The 18412-nt window shown below is 57.5% G+C and carries 20 protein-coding genes; 10 read left to right on the top strand and 10 right to left on the bottom strand.

The window, feature by feature from the left end; translation table 11 throughout:
• The first annotated feature begins 26 nt into the window (after positions 1–26).
• Positions 27–1148 (top strand): ribonuclease D, encoded by a 1122-nt coding sequence (gene rnd, locus C9411_RS02115; protein ID WP_063990142.1) that lies wholly within the window; start codon positions 27–29, stop codon positions 1146–1148.
• A 237-nt stretch (positions 1149–1385) separates the two neighbouring features.
• Here the strand turns inward: rnd and minE are convergent, their stop codons facing one another.
• From minE to minC, 3 genes are read right to left on the bottom strand one after another with little or no spacing between them, the layout of a single operon-like run.
• The gene (gene minE / locus C9411_RS02110; RefSeq protein ID WP_004932303.1) at positions 1386–1655 is read right to left on the bottom strand and encodes a cell division topological specificity factor MinE; all 270 of its coding nucleotides are present in this window, start codon (positions 1653–1655) and stop codon (positions 1386–1388) included.
• A gap of 3 nt (positions 1656–1658) precedes the next feature.
• Positions 1659–2471 (bottom strand): septum site-determining protein MinD, encoded by an 813-nt coding sequence (gene minD, locus C9411_RS02105; protein ID WP_016927452.1) that lies wholly within the window; start codon positions 2469–2471, stop codon positions 1659–1661.
• Positions 2472–2496: 25 nt separating this feature from the next.
• A complete protein-coding gene (gene minC / locus C9411_RS02100; RefSeq protein WP_025303113.1) occupies positions 2497–3192 on the bottom strand; it encodes a septum site-determining protein MinC in 696 nt (231 codons plus the stop codon).
• A 136-nt stretch (positions 3193–3328) separates the two neighbouring features.
• Here minC and C9411_RS02095 point away from each other — a divergent pair, with 136 nt between their 5' ends.
• From C9411_RS02095 to C9411_RS02080, 4 genes are all read left to right on the top strand, one after another.
• Positions 3329–3601, top strand: a complete 273-nt coding sequence (locus tag C9411_RS02095) for a YcgL domain-containing protein (protein ID WP_033643340.1) — start codon at positions 3329–3331, stop codon at positions 3599–3601.
• Positions 3602–3629: 28 nt separating this feature from the next.
• Positions 3630–4652 (top strand): lytic transglycosylase domain-containing protein, encoded by a 1023-nt coding sequence (locus C9411_RS02090; protein WP_107226329.1) that lies wholly within the window; start codon positions 3630–3632, stop codon positions 4650–4652.
• Positions 4653–4710: 58 nt separating this feature from the next.
• The gene (locus C9411_RS02085; RefSeq protein WP_063990140.1) at positions 4711–5367 is read left to right on the top strand and encodes a fumarylacetoacetate hydrolase family protein; all 657 of its coding nucleotides are present in this window, start codon (positions 4711–4713) and stop codon (positions 5365–5367) included.
• 121 nt (positions 5368–5488) lie between these two features.
• On the top strand, positions 5489–5935 hold the full coding sequence (locus tag C9411_RS02080; RefSeq protein ID WP_025159803.1) for a YcgN family cysteine cluster protein: 447 nt from the start codon (positions 5489–5491) through the stop codon (positions 5933–5935).
• A 675-nt stretch (positions 5936–6610) separates the two neighbouring features.
• Here C9411_RS02080 and dsbB read toward each other — a convergent pair.
• Both dsbB and nhaB read right to left on the bottom strand, forming a co-directional pair.
• Positions 6611–7141, bottom strand: coding sequence for a disulfide bond formation protein DsbB (gene dsbB / locus C9411_RS02075; RefSeq protein WP_033643335.1), 531 nt, complete (start codon positions 7139–7141; stop codon positions 6611–6613).
• A gap of 120 nt (positions 7142–7261) precedes the next feature.
• On the bottom strand, positions 7262–8827 hold the full coding sequence (gene nhaB / locus C9411_RS02070) for a sodium/proton antiporter NhaB (RefSeq protein WP_107226328.1): 1566 nt from the start codon (positions 8825–8827) through the stop codon (positions 7262–7264).
• Positions 8828–9070: 243 nt separating this feature from the next.
• Here nhaB and fadR point away from each other — a divergent pair, with 243 nt between their 5' ends.
• Entirely contained in the window at positions 9071–9790 is a 720-nt protein-coding gene (gene fadR / locus C9411_RS02065) for a fatty acid metabolism transcriptional regulator FadR (RefSeq protein ID WP_025303107.1), read from the top strand.
• A 56-nt stretch (positions 9791–9846) separates the two neighbouring features.
• On the opposite strand, the gene C9411_RS02060 is transcribed toward fadR, so the two are convergent.
• Positions 9847–11382 (bottom strand): SpoVR family protein, encoded by a 1536-nt coding sequence (locus C9411_RS02060; RefSeq protein WP_063990138.1) that lies wholly within the window; start codon positions 11380–11382, stop codon positions 9847–9849.
• A gap of 296 nt (positions 11383–11678) precedes the next feature.
• On the opposite strand from C9411_RS02060, the gene zinT reads away from it, so the two are divergent.
• Positions 11679–12329: a metal-binding protein ZinT gene (zinT, locus tag C9411_RS02055; RefSeq protein ID WP_063990137.1), complete on the top strand. Its 651-nt coding sequence runs from the start codon at positions 11679–11681 to the stop codon at positions 12327–12329.
• A 47-nt stretch (positions 12330–12376) separates the two neighbouring features.
• On the opposite strand, the gene C9411_RS02050 is transcribed toward zinT, so the two are convergent.
• A complete protein-coding gene (locus C9411_RS02050; protein ID WP_063990136.1) occupies positions 12377–12694 on the bottom strand; it encodes an antibiotic biosynthesis monooxygenase in 318 nt (105 codons plus the stop codon).
• A 26-nt stretch (positions 12695–12720) separates the two neighbouring features.
• Between C9411_RS02050 and C9411_RS25470 the strand changes: the two genes are divergently transcribed.
• The 3 genes from C9411_RS25470 (at position 12721) to dadX (ending at position 15689) form a co-directional block, all read left to right on the top strand.
• The gene (locus C9411_RS25470) at positions 12721–13041 is read left to right on the top strand and encodes a hypothetical protein (protein WP_146158849.1); all 321 of its coding nucleotides are present in this window, start codon (positions 12721–12723) and stop codon (positions 13039–13041) included.
• Between the two features lie 193 nt (positions 13042–13234).
• Positions 13235–14539, top strand: coding sequence for a D-amino acid dehydrogenase (locus tag C9411_RS02045; protein ID WP_107226327.1), 1305 nt, complete (start codon positions 13235–13237; stop codon positions 14537–14539).
• Positions 14540–14615: 76 nt separating this feature from the next.
• Positions 14616–15689, top strand: coding sequence for a catabolic alanine racemase DadX (dadX, locus tag C9411_RS02040; protein WP_063990134.1), 1074 nt, complete (start codon positions 14616–14618; stop codon positions 15687–15689).
• Between the two features lie 8 nt (positions 15690–15697).
• On the opposite strand, the gene C9411_RS02035 is transcribed toward dadX, so the two are convergent.
• From C9411_RS02035 to C9411_RS02020, 3 genes are all read right to left on the bottom strand, one after another.
• Positions 15698–16891: a multidrug effflux MFS transporter gene (locus C9411_RS02035; RefSeq protein ID WP_107226326.1), complete on the bottom strand. Its 1194-nt coding sequence runs from the start codon at positions 16889–16891 to the stop codon at positions 15698–15700.
• 77 nt (positions 16892–16968) lie between these two features.
• Positions 16969–17529: a 3'-5' exonuclease gene (locus tag C9411_RS02030; RefSeq protein WP_107226325.1), complete on the bottom strand. Its 561-nt coding sequence runs from the start codon at positions 17527–17529 to the stop codon at positions 16969–16971.
• A gap of 306 nt (positions 17530–17835) precedes the next feature.
• Positions 17836–18318 (bottom strand): hypothetical protein, encoded by a 483-nt coding sequence (locus C9411_RS02020; RefSeq protein WP_063990130.1) that lies wholly within the window; start codon positions 18316–18318, stop codon positions 17836–17838.
• Positions 18319–18412 lie beyond the last annotated feature (94 nt).

The following is an 18412-nucleotide window of genomic DNA, read 5'->3' as shown; positions in this document are numbered from 1 at the left end:
TTTGAATCCTACAAGAGAATGATGTTTTGAATTATCAGTTGATCACTACCGATGCCGGATTGCAGCAGGTCTGCGAGCAGGCGAGAAAGCATGCTCAGATTGCGCTGGACACCGAGTTTGTCAGAACGCGCACCTACTATCCGCAGCTGGGCCTGATCCAGCTCTACGACGGTGAACAACTCTCCCTCATCGATCCTCTGCCGATCAAGGAATGGCAGCCGTTTGTCGACTTGCTGGCCGACACCGCCGTGGTGAAGTTCCTGCATGCCGGCAGTGAAGATCTCGAAGTGTTTCTCAACGCCTTTAAAACGCTGCCGACGCCGATGGTCGATACTCAGATCCTGGCGGCCTTTACCGGCCGGCCGCTCTCCTGTGGCTTCGCGACGCTGGTGGCGGAGTACATGAAGGTTGAGCTGGACAAGAGCGAGTCGCGCACCGACTGGCTGGCGCGTCCGCTGACCGAAAGGCAGTGCGTGTACGCGGCCGCCGACGTGTTCTATCTGCTGCCGATGGCCAAACAGCTGGTGCAGGAGACCGAAGAGGCCGGTTGGACCGCGGCAGCCAATAACGAGTGCCTGCTGCTGTGCCAGCGCCGTAGCGAGACGCTGGCGCCGGAATTGGCCTACCGCGAAATCAACAACGCGTGGCAGCTGCGCCCGCGTCAGCTCGGTTGTCTGCAGAAGTTGGCGGAATGGCGGCTGCGCCAGGCACGCGAGCGCGATCTGGCGGTGAACTTCGTGGTGCGAGAGGAAAATCTGTGGCAGGTGGCGCGCTATATGCCGTCTTCGCTGGGAGAACTGGATTCGCTTGGTCTGAGCGGGCCGGAGATCCGTTATCACGGTAAAACGCTGTTGGCGCTGGTGGCGGAAGCCGAAGCGCTGGAGGAATCCGAGTTGCCGGCGCCGCTGGCCAACCTTATCGATCAGCCGGGTTACAAGAAGGTGTTCAAAGACATCAAGGCGGCGATCGCTACCGTCAGTGAGCAAAGTGGGTTGAGTAGCGAGCTGCTGGCATCCCGTCGCCAAATTAACCAATTGCTGAACTGGCATTGGAAACTGAAGGACGGCGAAAATCGCCCTGAATTAATCAGTGGCTGGCGCGGCGATTTATTAATGGCACCGTTGCAGGACATCCTGAAAGATTATTAATCGCTGATTATCACCAGGGCAGGGTAGGGAAACTCTGCTCGGGTGAATATAGGCAGGAAATAATGCGTTGAAGGTAAATCTGGCCAGAATTTACTTTAAACGAGGCGGCGGCAAAGTTAATTGGGAATAGTCCCAAAGGAAAAAATGGCTTTTTTGCTGCCGATAAAGCTTAATAACTGGATGCACATACAGTTACCCCCTGCATAAAATATACAGGGGGTAATTAATGCGTCGCAATCATTTAGCTGCTTCTTCCGATTCCGGTAATGTCACGTTAAGTTCAAGTACCGAAATGTCGTCCCCTTTCTGCTCGAACTGCACGTGCAGCATTTCAGGATCGATCTGAATGTATTTGCAAATAACCGCCAGAATATCGCGTTTCAGATCAGGCAGATACGGGGGCTCACTGTCCCCGCGACGACGCTCTGCGACGATAATCTGCAGCCGTTCCTTGGCTATATTGGCTGTCTGTTTTTTGCGGGACAGAAAGAAGTCTAATAAGGCCATGGTTTATCCCCCAAAAAGGCGTTTCAGGAAACCCTTCTTCTCTTCTTCAATGAAGCGGAATGGGCGTTCTTCCCCCAACAAGCGGCAAACGGTATCGTCGTACGCCTTACCGGCGTCTGACTCGGCATCCAGAATGACAGGCTCACCCTGGTTGGAAGCGCGCAGCACGGACTGGTCTTCCGGAATCACACCCACCAGTGGAATACGCAGGATTTCCAGCACGTCTTCCATGCTCAGCATGTCGCCACGGCTGACGCGGCCCGGGTTGTAACGGGTCAGCAGCAGGTGTTCCTTGATTGGCGATTCACCTTTCTCGGCGCGGCGTGACTTGGAGGAGAGGATGCCCAGGATACGGTCGGAGTCGCGTACCGAAGACACTTCCGGGTTGGTGGTGATGATAGCTTCGTCGGCGAAATACAGCGCCATCAGCGCACCGGTTTCGATACCGGCCGGTGAATCGCACACCACGAAGTCAAAATCCATCTCGCCGAGATCGTTGAGAATTTTTTCAACGCCTTCGCGGGTCAACGCGTCTTTGTCGCGCGTCTGCGAAGCAGGCAGGATATAGAGGTTTTCAGTGCGTTTGTCTTTGATCAACGCCTGATTCAGCGTGGCATCGCCCTGAATCACGTTCACGAAATCATACACTACCCGACGTTCGCAGCCCATGATCAGGTCAAGATTACGCAGACCGATATCGAAATCGATCACGACGGTTTTCTTGCCTTTCTGGGCCAGGCCGGTAGCGATGGCCGCGCTCGAAGTGGTCTTGCCAACGCCCCCTTTACCCGATGTAACAACAATAATGCGTGCCATGAAATGGATTCCTTGTCAAAAGGGCTTAATTTAAAGGTTGTATGGTTAAAGCGTTATCCAACAGGCTGAGTCGTACGGCCTGCCCGACGTAATCGGACGGGATTTGGTCGCTCAACCAGTACTGCCCTGCGATAGAGACTAGCTCAGCCGCCAGGTGGGTGCAAAAAATCTGACATTGCGTGTCGCCTGACGCGCCTGCCAGTGCGCGACCGCGCATCATGCCGTAGACATGAATATTGCCGTCGGCAATCAATTCGGCGCCGGCGCTGACGCTGCTGGTCACGATAAGATCGCAGTTGCGGGCGTAAATCTGTTGGCCGGAACGGACAGGCGTACTGATGATGCGCGTTTTGGCGGGGGCGTTATCCGCCACCACGGGCGCAGGCGCAGGCTCCGGCGCCGCCATTTTCTGGCCTTTGCCTTCGCTCAGCAGCGGCAGCCCGGCACGGGCTATCGCGCGCTTTTGACGCTCATCTCTGCAACCGCTGATACCCACAACGCGCAGACCTGCTGCCGCGACAGCCTGTTGAAGTTCTTTCCAGTTCGCATCGCCTTCCAGCGTTGCGACGTTGATAACAACAGGGGCGTTTTTCAGAAAAGCGGGCGCTTGCTCAACTTTTTCCTGTAACGCCTGACGTATTACCTCGGGCTGCGAATTATGCAAATGAACAACCGATAGGGTAAAACTGCTGCCTTTTAGCTCAATTGGCGATTGTGACATCTATCCTGACTCAGTCTCAGCAACTTTAAATCCCCGGAATACCACTCGGGGTGCGATATTCCGATGTACTATAAGCATGTTATAGTCAGAGTTATATCCAGGCAAGACGCTTCCTCAATTAAATAGAGTTAAAAAAATGCTTTGTGTGATCTATAGAAGCCCGAAACGCGATCAAACTTATCTTTATGTCGAAAAAAAAGACGATTTCTCTCGTGTGCCGGAAGCGCTGATGAAAAGTTTCGGCGTGCCGCAATTCGCCATGATGCTTTCGCTCGATGAGCGCAAGAAATTGGCCTCGGCGGATATCGAAAAGGTGAAGCAGGCGTTGAAAGACGAAGGCTATTACCTGCAGTTCCCGCCGCCGGTCGAAAACCTGCTCAATCAGCATCTGGCCGGCGACAAGGCCTGAGACAGTCGCCACGGCCAGGGGAGGCGCGATGACACGTTCGGCGAGAAGAGCCGTATTGGCCGCCTGGCTGGCGTTGGGCGGTGTGCTGATGCCGGGCTCACCGCAGGCGGCGCAGGAGGCGACGCTGGCGGCGAGCGGCCGGGATCCGGCGCAGTTCCCGGCGTATGTCGAGCAACTCAAGCGCCGGGCGCGGGCGCAGGGTATCAGCCAGAGCACCCTTGACCGCGCTTTTGCGCAAATCCATTTCGTCGATCGGGTGATCAAGGCCGATCGCAATCAGCCGGAGCAAAAGGTCACCCTGGATGACTACCTGCGGCGTGTGATGTCGCCCGCCAAGGTGCGCCAAGGGCGCGAACTGTACTGGCAGCGCCAGGCGCAATGGACGCGCGCCAGCGAGCGCTACCGGGTGCCGGGGCGCTATATCATCGCGCTTTGGGGCATGGAAAGCGCCTACGGCAAGATTCAGGGGCGGGAAGACGTGGTGTCTGCGCTGGCGACGCTGGCGTTTGAAGGGCGCCGCGAGGCCTTTTTCAGCCAGGAGCTGATGGCGGCGTTGCAGATAGTTGAGCAGGGGCACGTCGGCGATACGCCGCTGAATGGCTCCTGGGCCGGCGCGATGGGGCAGTGCCAGTTTATGCCGAGCTCCTTCTTGCGCTACGCGGCGGACGGCGACGGTGACGGGCGCATCGATATCTGGAACAACATTGATGATGTCTTCGCGTCTACGGCCAGTTATTTGTCCAAAGAAGGCTGGCAGCCCGGCATCGGCTGGGGGCGCGAGGTTAAACTGCCCGCCGGTTTCAATCGGGCCGAGCTGGGCTTGAAAGACGCGCAGGCGCGCAGCGTCAACGCCTGGCAACAACGCGGGGTGCGTCGTGCGGATGGCCGTGCGTTGCCGCATGCCGTTCAGCGTGGTTGGATCATTGCGCCGGATGATCTGCAGGGGCGGACGTTCCTGGTCTATGATAATTTTCGCACCCTCATGCACTGGAATCGCTCTTACTATTTCGCCCTCGCCGTGGGTATGATGGCGGACGCGATCGGGCATTGATCCGGAACACCAATAATCGGCTTGGCGCGCCAAGCCTCTACAGTTTGGGAGAAGCGGTATGTATCAACATAGAGACTGGCAGGGTTCGCTGCTCGATTTCCCGGTGAACAAGGTGGTCTGCGTCGGCAGCAACTACGCCGATCATATCAAGGAAATGGGCAGTGCGGTTTCCGTCGAGCCGGTGGTGTTCATCAAACCGGAAACGGCGCTGTGCGATATTCGCCAGCCGGTGGCCATCCCCAAAGAGTTCGGCTCGGTGCACCATGAGGTGGAGTTGGCGGTGCTGATCGGCACGCCGTTGAAACAGGCCAACGAAGACCGCGTTGCGCGGGCGATAGCCGGCTACGGTGTGGCGCTCGATCTGACGCTGCGCGATCTGCAGGCGGGCTTTAAAAAAGCCGGTCAGCCGTGGGAAAAGGCCAAGGCTTTCGACGGCTCCTGCCCGATGTCGGGGTTTATCCCGGTGGCGGAATTCGGCGATCCGCAAAACGCCGAGCTGTCGTTGACCGTCAACGATCAACTGCGTCAGCAGGGCAATACGCGTGACATGATCACGCCGATCCTGCCGCTTATCAGCTACATGAGCCGTTTCTTCACGCTGCGCGCCGGCGACATCATCCTGACCGGCACGCCGCAGGGCGTGGGCCCGATGACCTCCGGCGACATGCTGAAAATCAGTCTGAACGGCAAAACGCTCAGCACCCGCGTGATCTGATCTCTCTTGCCGCCGGCGCCGTCGGCGGCAAAGCTTGCATCTTGTGGCTAAAATGTCTATATAGTCCCCCCTCGAACCTGTGCGCAGGTGACTTATCCATTTACCGAAACCGGACGCTAACATGTCACAACTCGCTTTTTGGCAACAGAAAACGCTGGCGGAAATGTCAGAACAAGAGTGGGAATCGCTGTGCGACGGGTGCGGGCAATGCTGTTTGAATAAGCTGATCGACGAAGATACCGACGAGATTTATTTTACCAACGTAGCCTGCAACCAGCTCAACATCAAATCCTGCCAATGCCGTAACTATGAGCGGCGCTTCGAGCTGGAAGAGGACTGCATCAAACTGACGCGCGAGAACCTCACCACCTTCGATTGGTTGCCGCCGACCTGCGCCTATCGCCTGATCGGTGAAGGCAAACCGCTGTTCCCCTGGCACCCGCTGCTGAGTGGCTCCAAGGCGGCGATGCACGGCGAGCGCATCACGGTGCGGCATATCGCGGTGCGCGAGAGCGAAGTGGTGGACTGGCAGGACCATATCCTCAACAAGCCGGACTGGGCCAGATAAAGGCGGGCGCCTGCAGGGCAAGACGGGTTCTAATGCAAGAGGGCGGCGTGTTCAGACACGCCGCCCTCTGCGTTATTGAGCTAACGATTTTAATCATTAGTGCACGAATGGCGTTGATACTTGGTGCCGGATAGAGGGAAATTCCAACAATTTATTTAAGGATGGTAAGGGGGGCGTGATGGGGGATAGGAGAAAAAAGCCCCTGCAAAGATGAGGGGCAAGACACACAACAACACCAGGGAAATCGGTAGTACTTACTTTGCCGATACTATAAGGATTTTATGGGTAAACTTCACCAAAATATTGTGCTCTGAATGTGACAAAGGTGCCGTCGTTCATGAGTAACGGTAATTTATTGATGCCTGAAGGTTGGGAGGGCAGTGCCGGCGCAGCCTGTTTTTACCCGCCGGCACCGCAGAAGTTTAATGTTATGTAAATTACGCGCTTAACCGAGCCGGGATGCTTCTTTTTAAACGACAAGTTGGGTAATTTGGCCGCTCTCCCGCAAGTTCGAGAGTATAACAATGAAAATGATCCGTCTGTTTGCCGTGGCTGGAGCGCTGATCGTGCTCGTTTACTTCCTTACACATACCTGAGAAGGCTTTATCTCGGAATGTGACAGCAATACCTAAAAAAAACGGCGCCGGAAGGCGCCGTTCCTTGTTTGTCTGCCGATCAGCGGCCGAACAGATCGCGGCGTCGTGGGCGAACAAATTGTGCGATCAGCACAATCAGCGCCACCAGCAGATAGGCACCGAAGATGCCGACCAGCCACTGTGGCATTTCCAGCGTCAGGAATTGCCATTGGCGCACGGAGCAGTCGCCGGAAGCGTGGAACACTGCAGGCAGCCATTTGTCCAGCGGCAGCCACGAAGGGAAGCTGACGAAGAAGTCACAGGTATTGAACGGCGAAGGATGCAACTGGATCATGGTGTGCTTCCACGCCAGCTGTACGCCTTCCCAGGCGCTGTAGATCCACAGCAAGATCGCCACATAGCGCAGCGGGGTTTTCGGCGCGATGGCGCCCACCAGCGAGGCACCGAGGATGCCGAACAGCGCGCAACGCTCGTAAATGCACATCACGCACGGCTGCAGCAGCATAACGTGCTGGAAATAGAGCGCGACCAGTTCCAACACCAACGCTGTCAGGGCCATCAGCAGCCAGGCGCCGCGTCCTTGTGAACAGCGGTTAAAGAATTGCAACATATCTAGATTCTTCCATGCAGTAAGCAATTGAACCGGCAGTGTAAACCAATTCACCCTCGCTGCCAGCCACCTGGGCCGGATTCAGCGTAAAAATAGTCGGTTCACCCTGCCGGCGCCGTCTCAGTGGCCGACGGCGTCGATGGGCGGCAGCGTCAGCCAATGCCACTGCGTCAACAGCTCGGTCGCCGGCTCCAGGGTGAGCTGGACGCACAGCAGGCCAACTACCGTCAGCACCACCGTATAAGGCAGGGCCATCCACACCATGCGTCCATACGACAGACGTACCAGCGGCGCCAATGCCGACGTCAGCAGGAACAGAAACGCCGCCTGGCCGTTAGGGGTGGCGACCGAAGGCAGGTTAGTGCCGGTATTGATGGCGACCGCCAGCAGCTCGAACTGCTTCAGCCCGATAGCGCCGGTTTCCAGCGCGGTGCGCGCCTCGTTGATGTAAACCGTGCCGACGAACACGTTGTCGGAAACCGACGACAGCAGGCCGTTGAACAGGTAGAACAGCGAAAGCTGAGAAGCGGGGTCGGCGCGCAGCACAAACTGGATCACCGGGCTGAACAGGTGCTGTTCGATGATCACCGCGACCACGGTGAAAAATACCGTCAGCAGGGCGGTGAACGGCAGCGCTTCCTGGAACGCTTTGCCGATGGCGTGCTCGTCGTTCACGCCGCACAGGGAGGTGGCGAGGACGATGACCGACAGGCCGATCAGCCCCACTTCTGCCAGGTGGAAGGCCAGCGCCAGCACCAGCCAAACGCCGATCAGCGCCTGCATCACTAGTTTGAGCCGTTCTTGCTTGCTACGGCCTGCGGTGGCCTTGCGGTCATACTCTTTCAGCACGTCGCGCACCGCTCCCGGCAATTGCGCGCCGTAGCCAAACAGGCGAAAACGTTCTACCAGCCAACAAACCAGCAGGCCACACACCAACACCGGCAGCGTAACCGGCGCCATACGCAGGAAGAAATCGATAAAGCCCCAGCCTGCGTTTTTGGCGATGATCAGGTTTTGCGGCTCGCCCACCATGGTCATGACCCCGCCGAGCGCGGTGCCGACGCCGGCGTGCATCAGCAGGCTGCGCAGAAAGGCACGGAATTGCTCCAGCGTCTGTTTACGCTCTTCACCGGCGAAATCGCTGTCATCGCCGATGTCGCCATCGGGGCGATTTGAGGTCACGTTGTGATAGATGGAATAAAAGCCGGTGGCCACGCTGATCACTACCGCCACGACCGTCAGCGCATCGAGGAAGGCGGAAAGGAAGGCGGCGGCCAGGCAGAACGCCAGCGACAGCAGCGTTTTCGAACGGATATTGAGCAGCAGCTTGGTGAACACGAACAGCAGCAGCTGCTTCATAAAGTAGATGCCGGCCACCATAAAGATCAGCAGCAGTAACACTTCCAGATTATGTTCGATTTCCTGCGAAACTTGCGCCGGGCTGGTCATGCCGATGGCCACAGCCTCCAGCGCCAGCAGGCCGCCCGGCAGCAGCGGGTAGCATTTCAAAGCCATCGCCAGGGTAAAGATGAACTCGACCACCAGCAGCCAACCCGCGATAAACGGGCTGGCGAAAAAGAACACCAGGGGGTTGATCGCCAGAAAAATGAGAATGGTCAGTTTGTACCAGTCGGGAGATTGCCCCAGAAAATTTTTGAGCAGGGCGCTGCGCAGGGTTGTTTCCATTGTCCTTTATGCATCCTTAAATCAGTCGTAGCACGTACCCTAACAATGCGGCGGGGGCGTGCGCAACCTGAGCTTGTTTTACGGTGGGAAAATTCCTCCGACCGGTATTTTTGCTCGTTTTTTGCCACGTTATGCACACTTTCGTTTATTGTTTTTCGCTCACGCTATGTCATGTCAGCACGATCTGGTATGATGAGCTGATTACTTTTACTGATTTTATCGTCGCAACGGAACGTCAAACACATGGTCATAAAGGCGCAGAGTCCTGCCGGTTTCGCGGAAGAGTACATTATTGAGAGTATTTGGAATAATCGCTTCCCCCCTGGCTCTATTTTGCCCGCGGAGCGTGAGCTTTCGGAGTTGATTGGCGTCACGCGCACCACGTTACGTGAAGTGTTGCAACGTCTGGCCCGCGATGGCTGGTTGACCATTCAACATGGCAAACCGACCAAAGTGAACAATTTCTGGGAAACGTCCGGCCTCAATATTCTTGAGACCGTAGCCCGTCTCGATCACAAAAGCGTCCCGCAGTTGATCGATAACCTGTTGTCCGTGCGCACCAATATCGCGTCGATCTTTATTCGCGCCGCGGTGCGCAATCATCCGGAACAGGCCCAGGAAGTGCTGGCGAAGGCCGCCGAGGTAGAAGATCAGGCGGATGCTTTCAACCTGCTCGATTATGAGATCTTCCGCGGCCTGGCGTTCGCTTCCGGCAACCCGATCTACGGCCTGATTTTCAACGGTCTGAAAGGGCTGTACACCCGCGTGGGCCGTTACTACTTCTCTAACCCGGAAGCGCGCAAGCTGGCGCTGACCTTCTACAGCAAGCTGTCCACGCTGTGCCATGAGAAGCTGTACGACCAGGTGATGGATACCGTGCGCAACTACGGTAAAGACAGCGGGGCGATTTGGCAGAGCATGCAGGGCACTATGCCAAGCGATCTGACCGAAGCGCGCCGCTGATCGCGTGTAATGAAATAAGAAAGGGCGCCATGCGGCGCCCTTTTTCGTTGTGGCAGTTACAGCGGCGTCGGCCGCGGCGGGCAACGGTCGAGCAACTCCACGCTGCCGTCTTCGTTTTGCTGCTCGAGGATCACGTCGAAGCCCCACAGGCGATGCAGGTGCTTCAACACGTCGCGGCGGCTCTTGTCCAGCGGCGCGCGCTCCTGCGGGATGTAGCGCAACGTCAGCGAGCGGTCGCCGCGCAGATCCACGTTCCAGATCTGAATGTTCGGCTCATGGTTGCTCAGGTTGTATTGTGCCGACAGTTCCTGGCGGATTGCCCGGTAACCGGCTTCGTTATGGATCGCGGCAATCTCCAGATAGTTGTTGCGATCGTCGTCTAGCACGGTGAACAACCGGAAATCGCGCATCACTTTGGGCGACAGGAACTGGCTGATAAAGCTCTCGTCCTTGAAATCGCGCATGGCGAAGTGCAAGGTGTCCAGCCAGTCTTTGCCGGCGATGTCCGGGAACCAGTAGCGGTCTTCTTCGGTCGGCGATTGGCAGATGCGCTTGATGTCCTGGAACATGGCGAAGCCCAGCGCATAAGGGTTGATGCCGTTATAGTACGGGCTGTTGTATGGCGGCTGATACACCACGTTGGTGTGACTGTGCAAAAACTCCAGCATAAACCGCTCGGTCACGCGGCCCTCGTCGTACAAATGGTTGAGGATGGTATAGTGCCAGAAGGTGGCCCAACCCTCGTTCATCACCTGAGTCTGTTTTTGCGGGTAGAAATACTGGCTGACTTTGCGCACGATGCGCAGCACCTCACGCTGCCAGGGTTCCAGCAACGGCGCATTCTTCTCGATAAAATAGAGGATATTTTCCTGCGGTTCGCTCGGATAGCGACGCGCCTGCTCCGGCGACTCTTCGCGCTCGACGCGCGGCAAGGTCTTCCATAGCGTGTTCACTTGGCTTTGCAGATACTCTTCGCGGCTTTTCTGGCGCGCTTTCTCTTCCACCAGTGAGATCTTCTGCGGGCGTTTGTACCTGTCGACCCCATAGCTCATCAGCGCGTGGCAGGAGTCCAGCAACCGCTCCACTTCATCGACGCCGTAGCGTTCTTCGCACTGGCTGATGTAGTGGCGGGCGAACAGCAGATAATCGACGATGGAGCTGGCGTCGGTCCAGCTGCGGAACAGGTAGTTATTCTTGAAGAACGAGTTGTGGCCATAGCAGGCGTGCGCCATCACCAGCGCCTGCATGGTGATGGTGTTCTCCTCCATCAGGTAGGCGATGCAGGGATTGGAGTTGATGACGATTTCATACGCCAGCCCTTGCTGGCCCTGTTTGTAGCGCTGTTCGGTTTCGATGAACTTCTTACCGAAGGACCAATGGGTATAGTTGATCGGCATGCCGACGCTCGAATAGGCGTCCATCATCTGCTCGGAGGTGATCACCTCGATCTGATGGGGGTAGGTGTCGAGCCGGTAATGCTTGGCGACGCGGTCGATCTGCTCCAAATACACCTGCAGCAGTTCGAACGTCCAGTCCGGTCCATCGCTCAGACGTTTATCATCCTTAACCTTTTCATGTGTTGAAGTAGTCATCAGCGCACCCTCATTATTCACGGGTCTTGCTCGAACGGCAGACCCTGTAACAAGCATAGTTCAAGTCATAATTAACCATTGCAAATCAGTGAAATAAAAATGCCGGCACGCAAAGGAGCGAACGGCGGTCAATTCGACGCCCGTCCCGGCAGAGGGCGGCACAGCACCGCGCGTCTTCTCCGAGTATAGCCCTGCGGCAAGGGCGTGCAACACATGCCTGTTGTACGACAGGGATTGAAAATTGTTATGTTATATTATAACTTTTAATTTTCTCAATAACAGACAAGGAGCGCATTTTGGCGAGGCATTTGGGTAAAGTGGCGGTGGCGCTGGCCGCGTTGTTTATCAGCGGGCAGGCTTTTGCCCACGGGCATCATTCACATGGCAAACCACTGACGGAAGTGGAAAAAAAGGCCGAGGCGGGCGTGTTCGACGATAAAGACGTCAAAGATCGCAACCTGGCGGATTGGGAGGGCGTGTGGCAATCCGTGTACCCTTACCTGCTCAATGGGGAGCTCGACCCGGTGTTCAAGAAGAAAGCGGCGCAGGATAAGAGCAAGACCTTCGCAGAAGTGAAGGCGTATTACCGCAAAGGGTACGCCACCGATGTGGATACCATCGGCATTGAAAACGGCGTCATGGAGTTTCACCGCGGCGACCAATCCAGCGCTTGTCAGTATAAGTACGCCGGGCATAAGATCCTGACGTATGTCTCTGGTAAGAAGGGCGTGCGTTATCTGTTCGAATGCCAGGATGCCGGCAGCCTGGCGCCGAAATTCGTGCAGTTCAGCGATCACATTATCGGCCCGCGCAAATCGGCGCATTTCCATATCTTTATGGGCAACACGTCGCAGGAAGCGTTGCTGAAAGAAATGGATAACTGGCCGACTTACTACCCATTCCAACTGCAGACCAAAGAAGTCGTGGACGAGATGCTGCATCATTGATGCCGCTCCCTCCCGTCCACCACAAGCCCGCTTATGTGGGCTTGTGCTCAGTCAAACGCTCTGATTTGCAGGTAATCATCCGTCACTGCCATTTCAAATAGCGTTTCATCCGCCAACAGGGTCGCACGCATTCGTTCCCGGGCTTGCCGGTAGCGTTCATCCAACTGAATATCACCGGCGTTTTCCCATGCGGCTCGGCTTGGCCACTGCGCATAGCCGATAAACTTCCCGCTCATATCTCGATGCAGGCGCGAGCCAAGGCTGCCGCGCTGCAGATAGATCCCTTGGGTCAACTCAAGCCAGGCCAGGCGAAAGGCGTGTTCGTGTCCGGTTTTGACTGAGAACTGGTAGATGGCGATGAACATAAAGGGTTCTCCAGAAAAGCGACAATATGAACTTTAGGATCGGCTTCTGGCTTCAACGTTCATATCGTGCTGCAGCGTTCAACTTAAACGGGCGGGGCTCAGGGCTCGGCTGTTTTAATCCAGTAGTGAAAATAAGGTTAACGGCAGCTGAAATTTTGCGCGATTTTTCTGCTGCGGAGGGAGGAGGCTCTCTTTGTTTGTTATGTTGGTATTTTTTAATTTATTGGGTTTTTATTCTGTCTATGCTGTGGCTGGTATTTTTATATTCTGTTAAATCAATGTTGCTTATTACGCCTTTTTTGAGTGCTGTCATTGATAGCGTTGCTATCAATTCAGTGGCGGTATGACATCATAATCCCCTCTAAACCGCATCTTATCGCTATTTTCGGGCGACTATTGCAAATGCACGCCCCATCGACGATAAATTAATTGTGAATATTGTCACGTTTGATGACGAAGTTGTTGGACGGATTTTTTCACTGAGTTAATTTCCTGTGAGCAGAAGATTATGCTTTGTGAAGCCTTGGGCTGGAGTCAGCGATGCGAGTGGTAATTTTAGGTAGTGGAGTGGTGGGCGTAGCCAGTGCCTGGTATTTGGCGAAGGCGGGGCATGAGGTGACGGTGATCGATCGTCAGCCAGGTCCTGCATTGGAAACCAGCGCGGCGAACGCCGGGCAGATTTCACCGGGTTATGCCGCACCCTGGGCGGCACCGGGCGTGCCGCTGAAGGCCATCAAGTGGATGTTCCAGCGCCATGCGCCGTTAGCGATCCGCCTCGACGGCAGCAGCTTCCAGTTGAACTGGATGTGGCAGATGCTGAAAAACTGCAACACCGAACACTACATGACCAACAAAGGCCGCATGGTGCGCCTGGCGGAATACAGCCGCGATTGTATCAAGGCGCTGCGTCAGGAAACCGGCATCCAGTACGAAGGTCGCCAGGGCGGCACGCTGCAGCTGTTTCGCACCCAACAACAGTTCGAAAACGCAGCGAAAGACATTGCGGTATTGGAAGATGCCGGTGTGCCTTACAAACTGCTGGAGGCCAGCCAGCTCGGCAGCGTCGAGCCGGCGCTGGCGCAGGTGGCGCACAAGCTGACCGGTGGCCTGCAGCTGCCGAACGACGAAACCGGCGATTGCCAGCTGTTTACGCAACAGTTGGCGAAGATGGCAGAGCAGGCGGGCGTAACCTTCCTGTTCAACCGCAGCGTCGATCGTCTGCTGGTGGAAGGCGACAAGATCGCCGGCGTGCAGTGTGGCGAGGACGTGTTCAAGGCCGACAGCTATGTGGTGGCGTTCGGCTCGTATTCCACGGCGCTGCTACGCGGCCTGGTGTCCATTCCGGTTTACCCGCTGAAAGGCTATTCGTTGACCATACCTATCACCGACGAAGCGGCGGCGCCGTTCTCTACGGTATTGGATGAGACGTATAAAATCGCCATCACGCGCTTCGACCAGCGTATTCGCGTTGGCGGCATGGCGGAGATCGTCGGTTTCAATACGCAGCTGGAGCAAAAACGGCGCGAAACGCTGGAGATGGTGGTGCGCGATCTCTACCCGAACGGTGGCAGAGTGGAAGAGGCGACGTTCTGGACCGGCCTGCGGCCGATGACGCCGGACGGCACGCCAATTGTCGGCCGCACTTCGCTGAAGAATCTGTATCTCAATACCGGGCATGGCACGTTGGGCTGGACGATGGCCTGCGGTTCCGGGCAGTTGTTGTCCGATCTGATGTCCGGCATTACGCCGGCGATCCCTTCCGATGATCTGGCGGTGGCGCGTTACAGCGCCGGGTTTCGCCAGCAACACGCGGTTCCGCTGAACGACGTGCATCCCGCACGTTAATCGTCGACGCTGTCATAGACTTTACCGGCCACGCGCAGGCGCGCGTGGCCGCTGTACGCTGCCCCAAGGAGAAGCGATGCCCCGTCCCATAACCGCCACGATGCATCTCGGCGCGATTGAAAATAACCTGCAGGTGGTGCGCCGTTTCGCCGCCGGCGCCAAAGTCTGGGCGGTGGTCAAGGCCAACGCCTATGGCCACGGCATCAAACACGTTTGGCGCAGCATGGCGCAAACCGACGGCTTCGCCATGCTGGATCTGGCCGAAGCGGTGCTGTTGCGCGAGTCGGGTTGGCAAGGGCCGATTCTACTGCTGGAGGGTTTTTTCCAGCCGCAGGATCTGGCGTTGCTCGACCGTTATCGCCTGACGACGGCGGTGCACAGCGACTGGCAACTGGCGGCGATCGCCGACGCCACGCTGAACGCGCCGCTCAATGTCTATCTGAAAGTGAACAGCGGCATGAATCGGTTAGGGTTCGCACCCGATCGGCTGCATGAGGTGTGGCACAGGGCGCAGGCGGTTGCCAATATCGGCGAGCTTACGCTGATGAGCCATTTCGCCACCGCCGACGGCCCGGAAGGCGTGACCCAGCAGATGGCCACTATCGAGGCGGCGGCAGCCGATATACCGTTGCCGCGCTGCCTGGCCAACTCGGCCGCCACGCTGTGGCACCCTTCGACCCACGGTAGCTGGGTCCGCCCTGGGATCATTCTGTATGGCGCTTCGCCGAGCGGTTGCTGGGAGGATGTTGCGACGACGGGGCTGCAGCCGGCGATGACGCTGAGCAGCGAGATCATTGGCATTCAGCAGCTGAAGTCTGGCGATCGCGTGGGGTACGGCGGCCGTTACAGCGCCGCCGGCGCGCAGCGCATCGGCGTGGTGGCCTGCGGTTACGCCGACGGCTATCCGCGTCATGCGCCGACCGGTACGCCGGTATGGGTTGACGGCGTGCTGACGCGCACCCTGGGAACGGTATCGATGGATATGCTGGCGGTGGATCTGACGCCCTGTCCGCAAGTCGACCTGGGCGCCGAAGTGGAGCTGTGGGGGAAACGCCTGCCGGTGGACGAGGTGGCCACGGCGGCAGGAACGTTAGGCTATGAGCTGCTGTCGGCGTTAGCGGCGCGGGTGCCGGTCGCCATTGAAGCCTGAGCCGCGGCTCAGGCGACTTTTTTTATCTGCCCTCTAATCTGCTTGCTGAGCCGCCGCGCGTGCAGCGCCAGCAGGCAGCCTGCCAGCATCACCAGCGCCAGCGACAGCTTCGGTTGCAGCGGCAACGCCATTGCCACCAGACCCAACGCGGCACCGCCCGCCATCTGCACGAAACCGACCAGCGCGGACGCGACGCCGGCCTCATTGGAGTACGGTTCCAACGCGTAACTGGTAGCCGGGCCCATCACGAACGCCAACCCGGCGCAGGCGCTGGCGACCGGCAGCATATACGCCAGCCAGTGCGCTTGCGCCGCCGCGGGCAGCAGCATGACGCCCAGCAGCAGGCCCAAACAGCCCAGCCCCATCAACATGCCGCCGGTCGCCAGGCAAACCGGACGGCCGACCTTGTGGATGATGCGGTTGGCGAAGAAGCTGACCAGCATGATCCAGAAACCGTTGGCGCCGAACACCAGCGAGAATTGCAGCGGAGTCAGGCCGGCGGTGCCCATCAGCACGTTCGGTGCCAGAGAAACGTAGGTCAGCGCCATGCCCATCGCCCCAGAGTTCACCACTGCAAAGGAGAGAAAACGGCGTTCGCTGAGGATGCGCGCGTATTGGCGCACCGGCAGCCCCTTGACCGGCACGGTGTCGGCAGGGCGGGTTTCCGGCAGGCGCAGCGCGATGAGCACCAACACCAGCAGCGCGTAGCCGACCAGGAACCAGAAGGGGGCACGCCAGCCGAAGGCTTCGGCGAGCAGGCCGCCGAGCAGCGGCGCCAGCGCCGGGATGATGTTCAGCGTGCCGTTGAGAAAGCCGAAAGCGCGGGCGGCGTCGTCGCCGTTCAGGCGATCGCGCACGCCGCTGAAGGCGACGACGGCGGTGCAGCAAACCGCCACGCCTTGCAGCAGACGCGAAGCGATGAAAACCGTTGGACTGGTGGCCAGCGCCGCCATCGCGGCGCCGATCATGTAGAGGATAATGCCGGCCAGCGCCACCGGCTTGCGGCCATAGTTATCCACCAGCGGGCCGGCGATAACCTGGCCGAGGCCGAGCACCAGAATAAACAGCGATATGGTGGATTGGATCAGCGCTTCGCTGCTGCCCAAACCGACGGCAATGGCGGGAATGGTCGGCAGATAAAGATCGATGCCTAATGGGCCGAGCAGCACCAGGCTGAGAAGCATAAACAGAAACTTTTGCATAACAGGAAAGGCACGTCCGAGTGACAAAGAGGGCTAGAGTAGAGACTCTGGCGGCAAATGAAAAGGGGCAAAGCGGGTCAGCGCTGCGCCCTTTGGCGGTAATAGAGCGCCGAGACGGTATCGGCCACATAACGGGCCTGGTGGCGAGCATCATCCAGCGCCCGATGCGGCATACCTTCGAACGGGCGGGCCTTTTTCGGGTTAAAGCCGTGGAGTTCCGCCAGCGTGATCACCGTGCGCACGTCCTGGGTATCCCAGAATTTCCACGGGCAGGGCATTTTCAACTGCTGGAAGGCGTGTTCGAGGATCGCGCAGTCGAACTCTTTGCCGTTGCCCCAGACTTTCACCGTGTCAGTGCTGTTCATATGGATGAAGCGGCTAAGGCTGCTCAGCACGCGCTTCAGGCTCTCGGTGCCGCCGAAGGCCTGTTTGCGCGCTTCATCGGACTGTTTCGCCCACCAGGCGACCGTGTCCAGGCTGATGGTACGGCCCGGTTGGTCTTTCTGGCAGCTGACGGCGGCTTCGAATTCGGCGCCCAGTTCCCCGGTTCGGGGATCGAAAAACACCGCCGCAACCACCAGAATGACGGCGCTGGGTTTTATATCCAGGGTTTCAATGTCTAACATCAGATGGTGCATCGGCGTTTCCGGTGGTGGGCGTAGTGGCTTAATGTTACTACAGAACGTGCGCCGATGCGGTCGATGCGCGCATGAAATCCTTTTAAAGCGCCTCATTCAGGTTATGATGCTCGGGATACTCTTGTCAGGTTGGTCGCTATCGGTGAGAACGCTTATCTTTATTCTGTGCATGGTCGGCTACTTGCTGTTGCTGGGCTACCTTAGCATGTTCGTCACGGACAAGATCTGTGAGAAGGCGGGTAACTACACTAAAATATGCCGCATCGTAGACATTTCCGAACCTCATATCCCTTAATAGCCCTCTGTTTATCCCAGATAGTCGGTGGTAATCAGCGGCGTCAGGATGGCCGCCAGCGCCGTGAGCGCCCCCCATTGCCGCCAGCCCAGCCGCGCCAGCCAGTCATGCCGCTGCGGCGGCGTGGCCAGTTGCCCGACGGCCACGGCGCCGGTAAGCAGCAGCGTCAGTATCAGCAGCACCAGGCCGCGGCTCACCAGCGTGAACTCGACATGCAGCACATTGGCGTAATACAGGCGCATCAGAATAAAATAGCTCAGCAAGATCCAGGCGAAAACGACGTTCTTCTTGAGCACCTGTTGCAGCATCAGCGCGAGGAACAGGCTGTGAAACAGCGACAGTAGCGGAGCCTCGATCGGATGCCGTACGCAGACGTTGTAGACCGCCATGTAAATGTTGAAAACCAGCAGGATATAGATCACATAAATATACCAGCCGTAGATGATTTTGAGCTTTTTCGGGTTCGGCGGCAGGGAGAGTGCGTCCGGTTTCATTAATGCCTCCTGATGATGCCATGCAAACGCTGTGGTTGAAGACGGCGCGGCGACATCGTAATTTAAAATCCACAGGGTATATATCACCCGCGCG

Source organism: Serratia sp. Nf2, from assembly GCF_003028435.1.
Lineage (GTDB): Bacteria > Pseudomonadota > Gammaproteobacteria > Enterobacterales > Enterobacteriaceae > Serratia > Serratia marcescens_L.
Note: the sequence above shows the minus strand (reverse complement) of the source record. Positions and strands in the feature narration are given on the sequence as shown.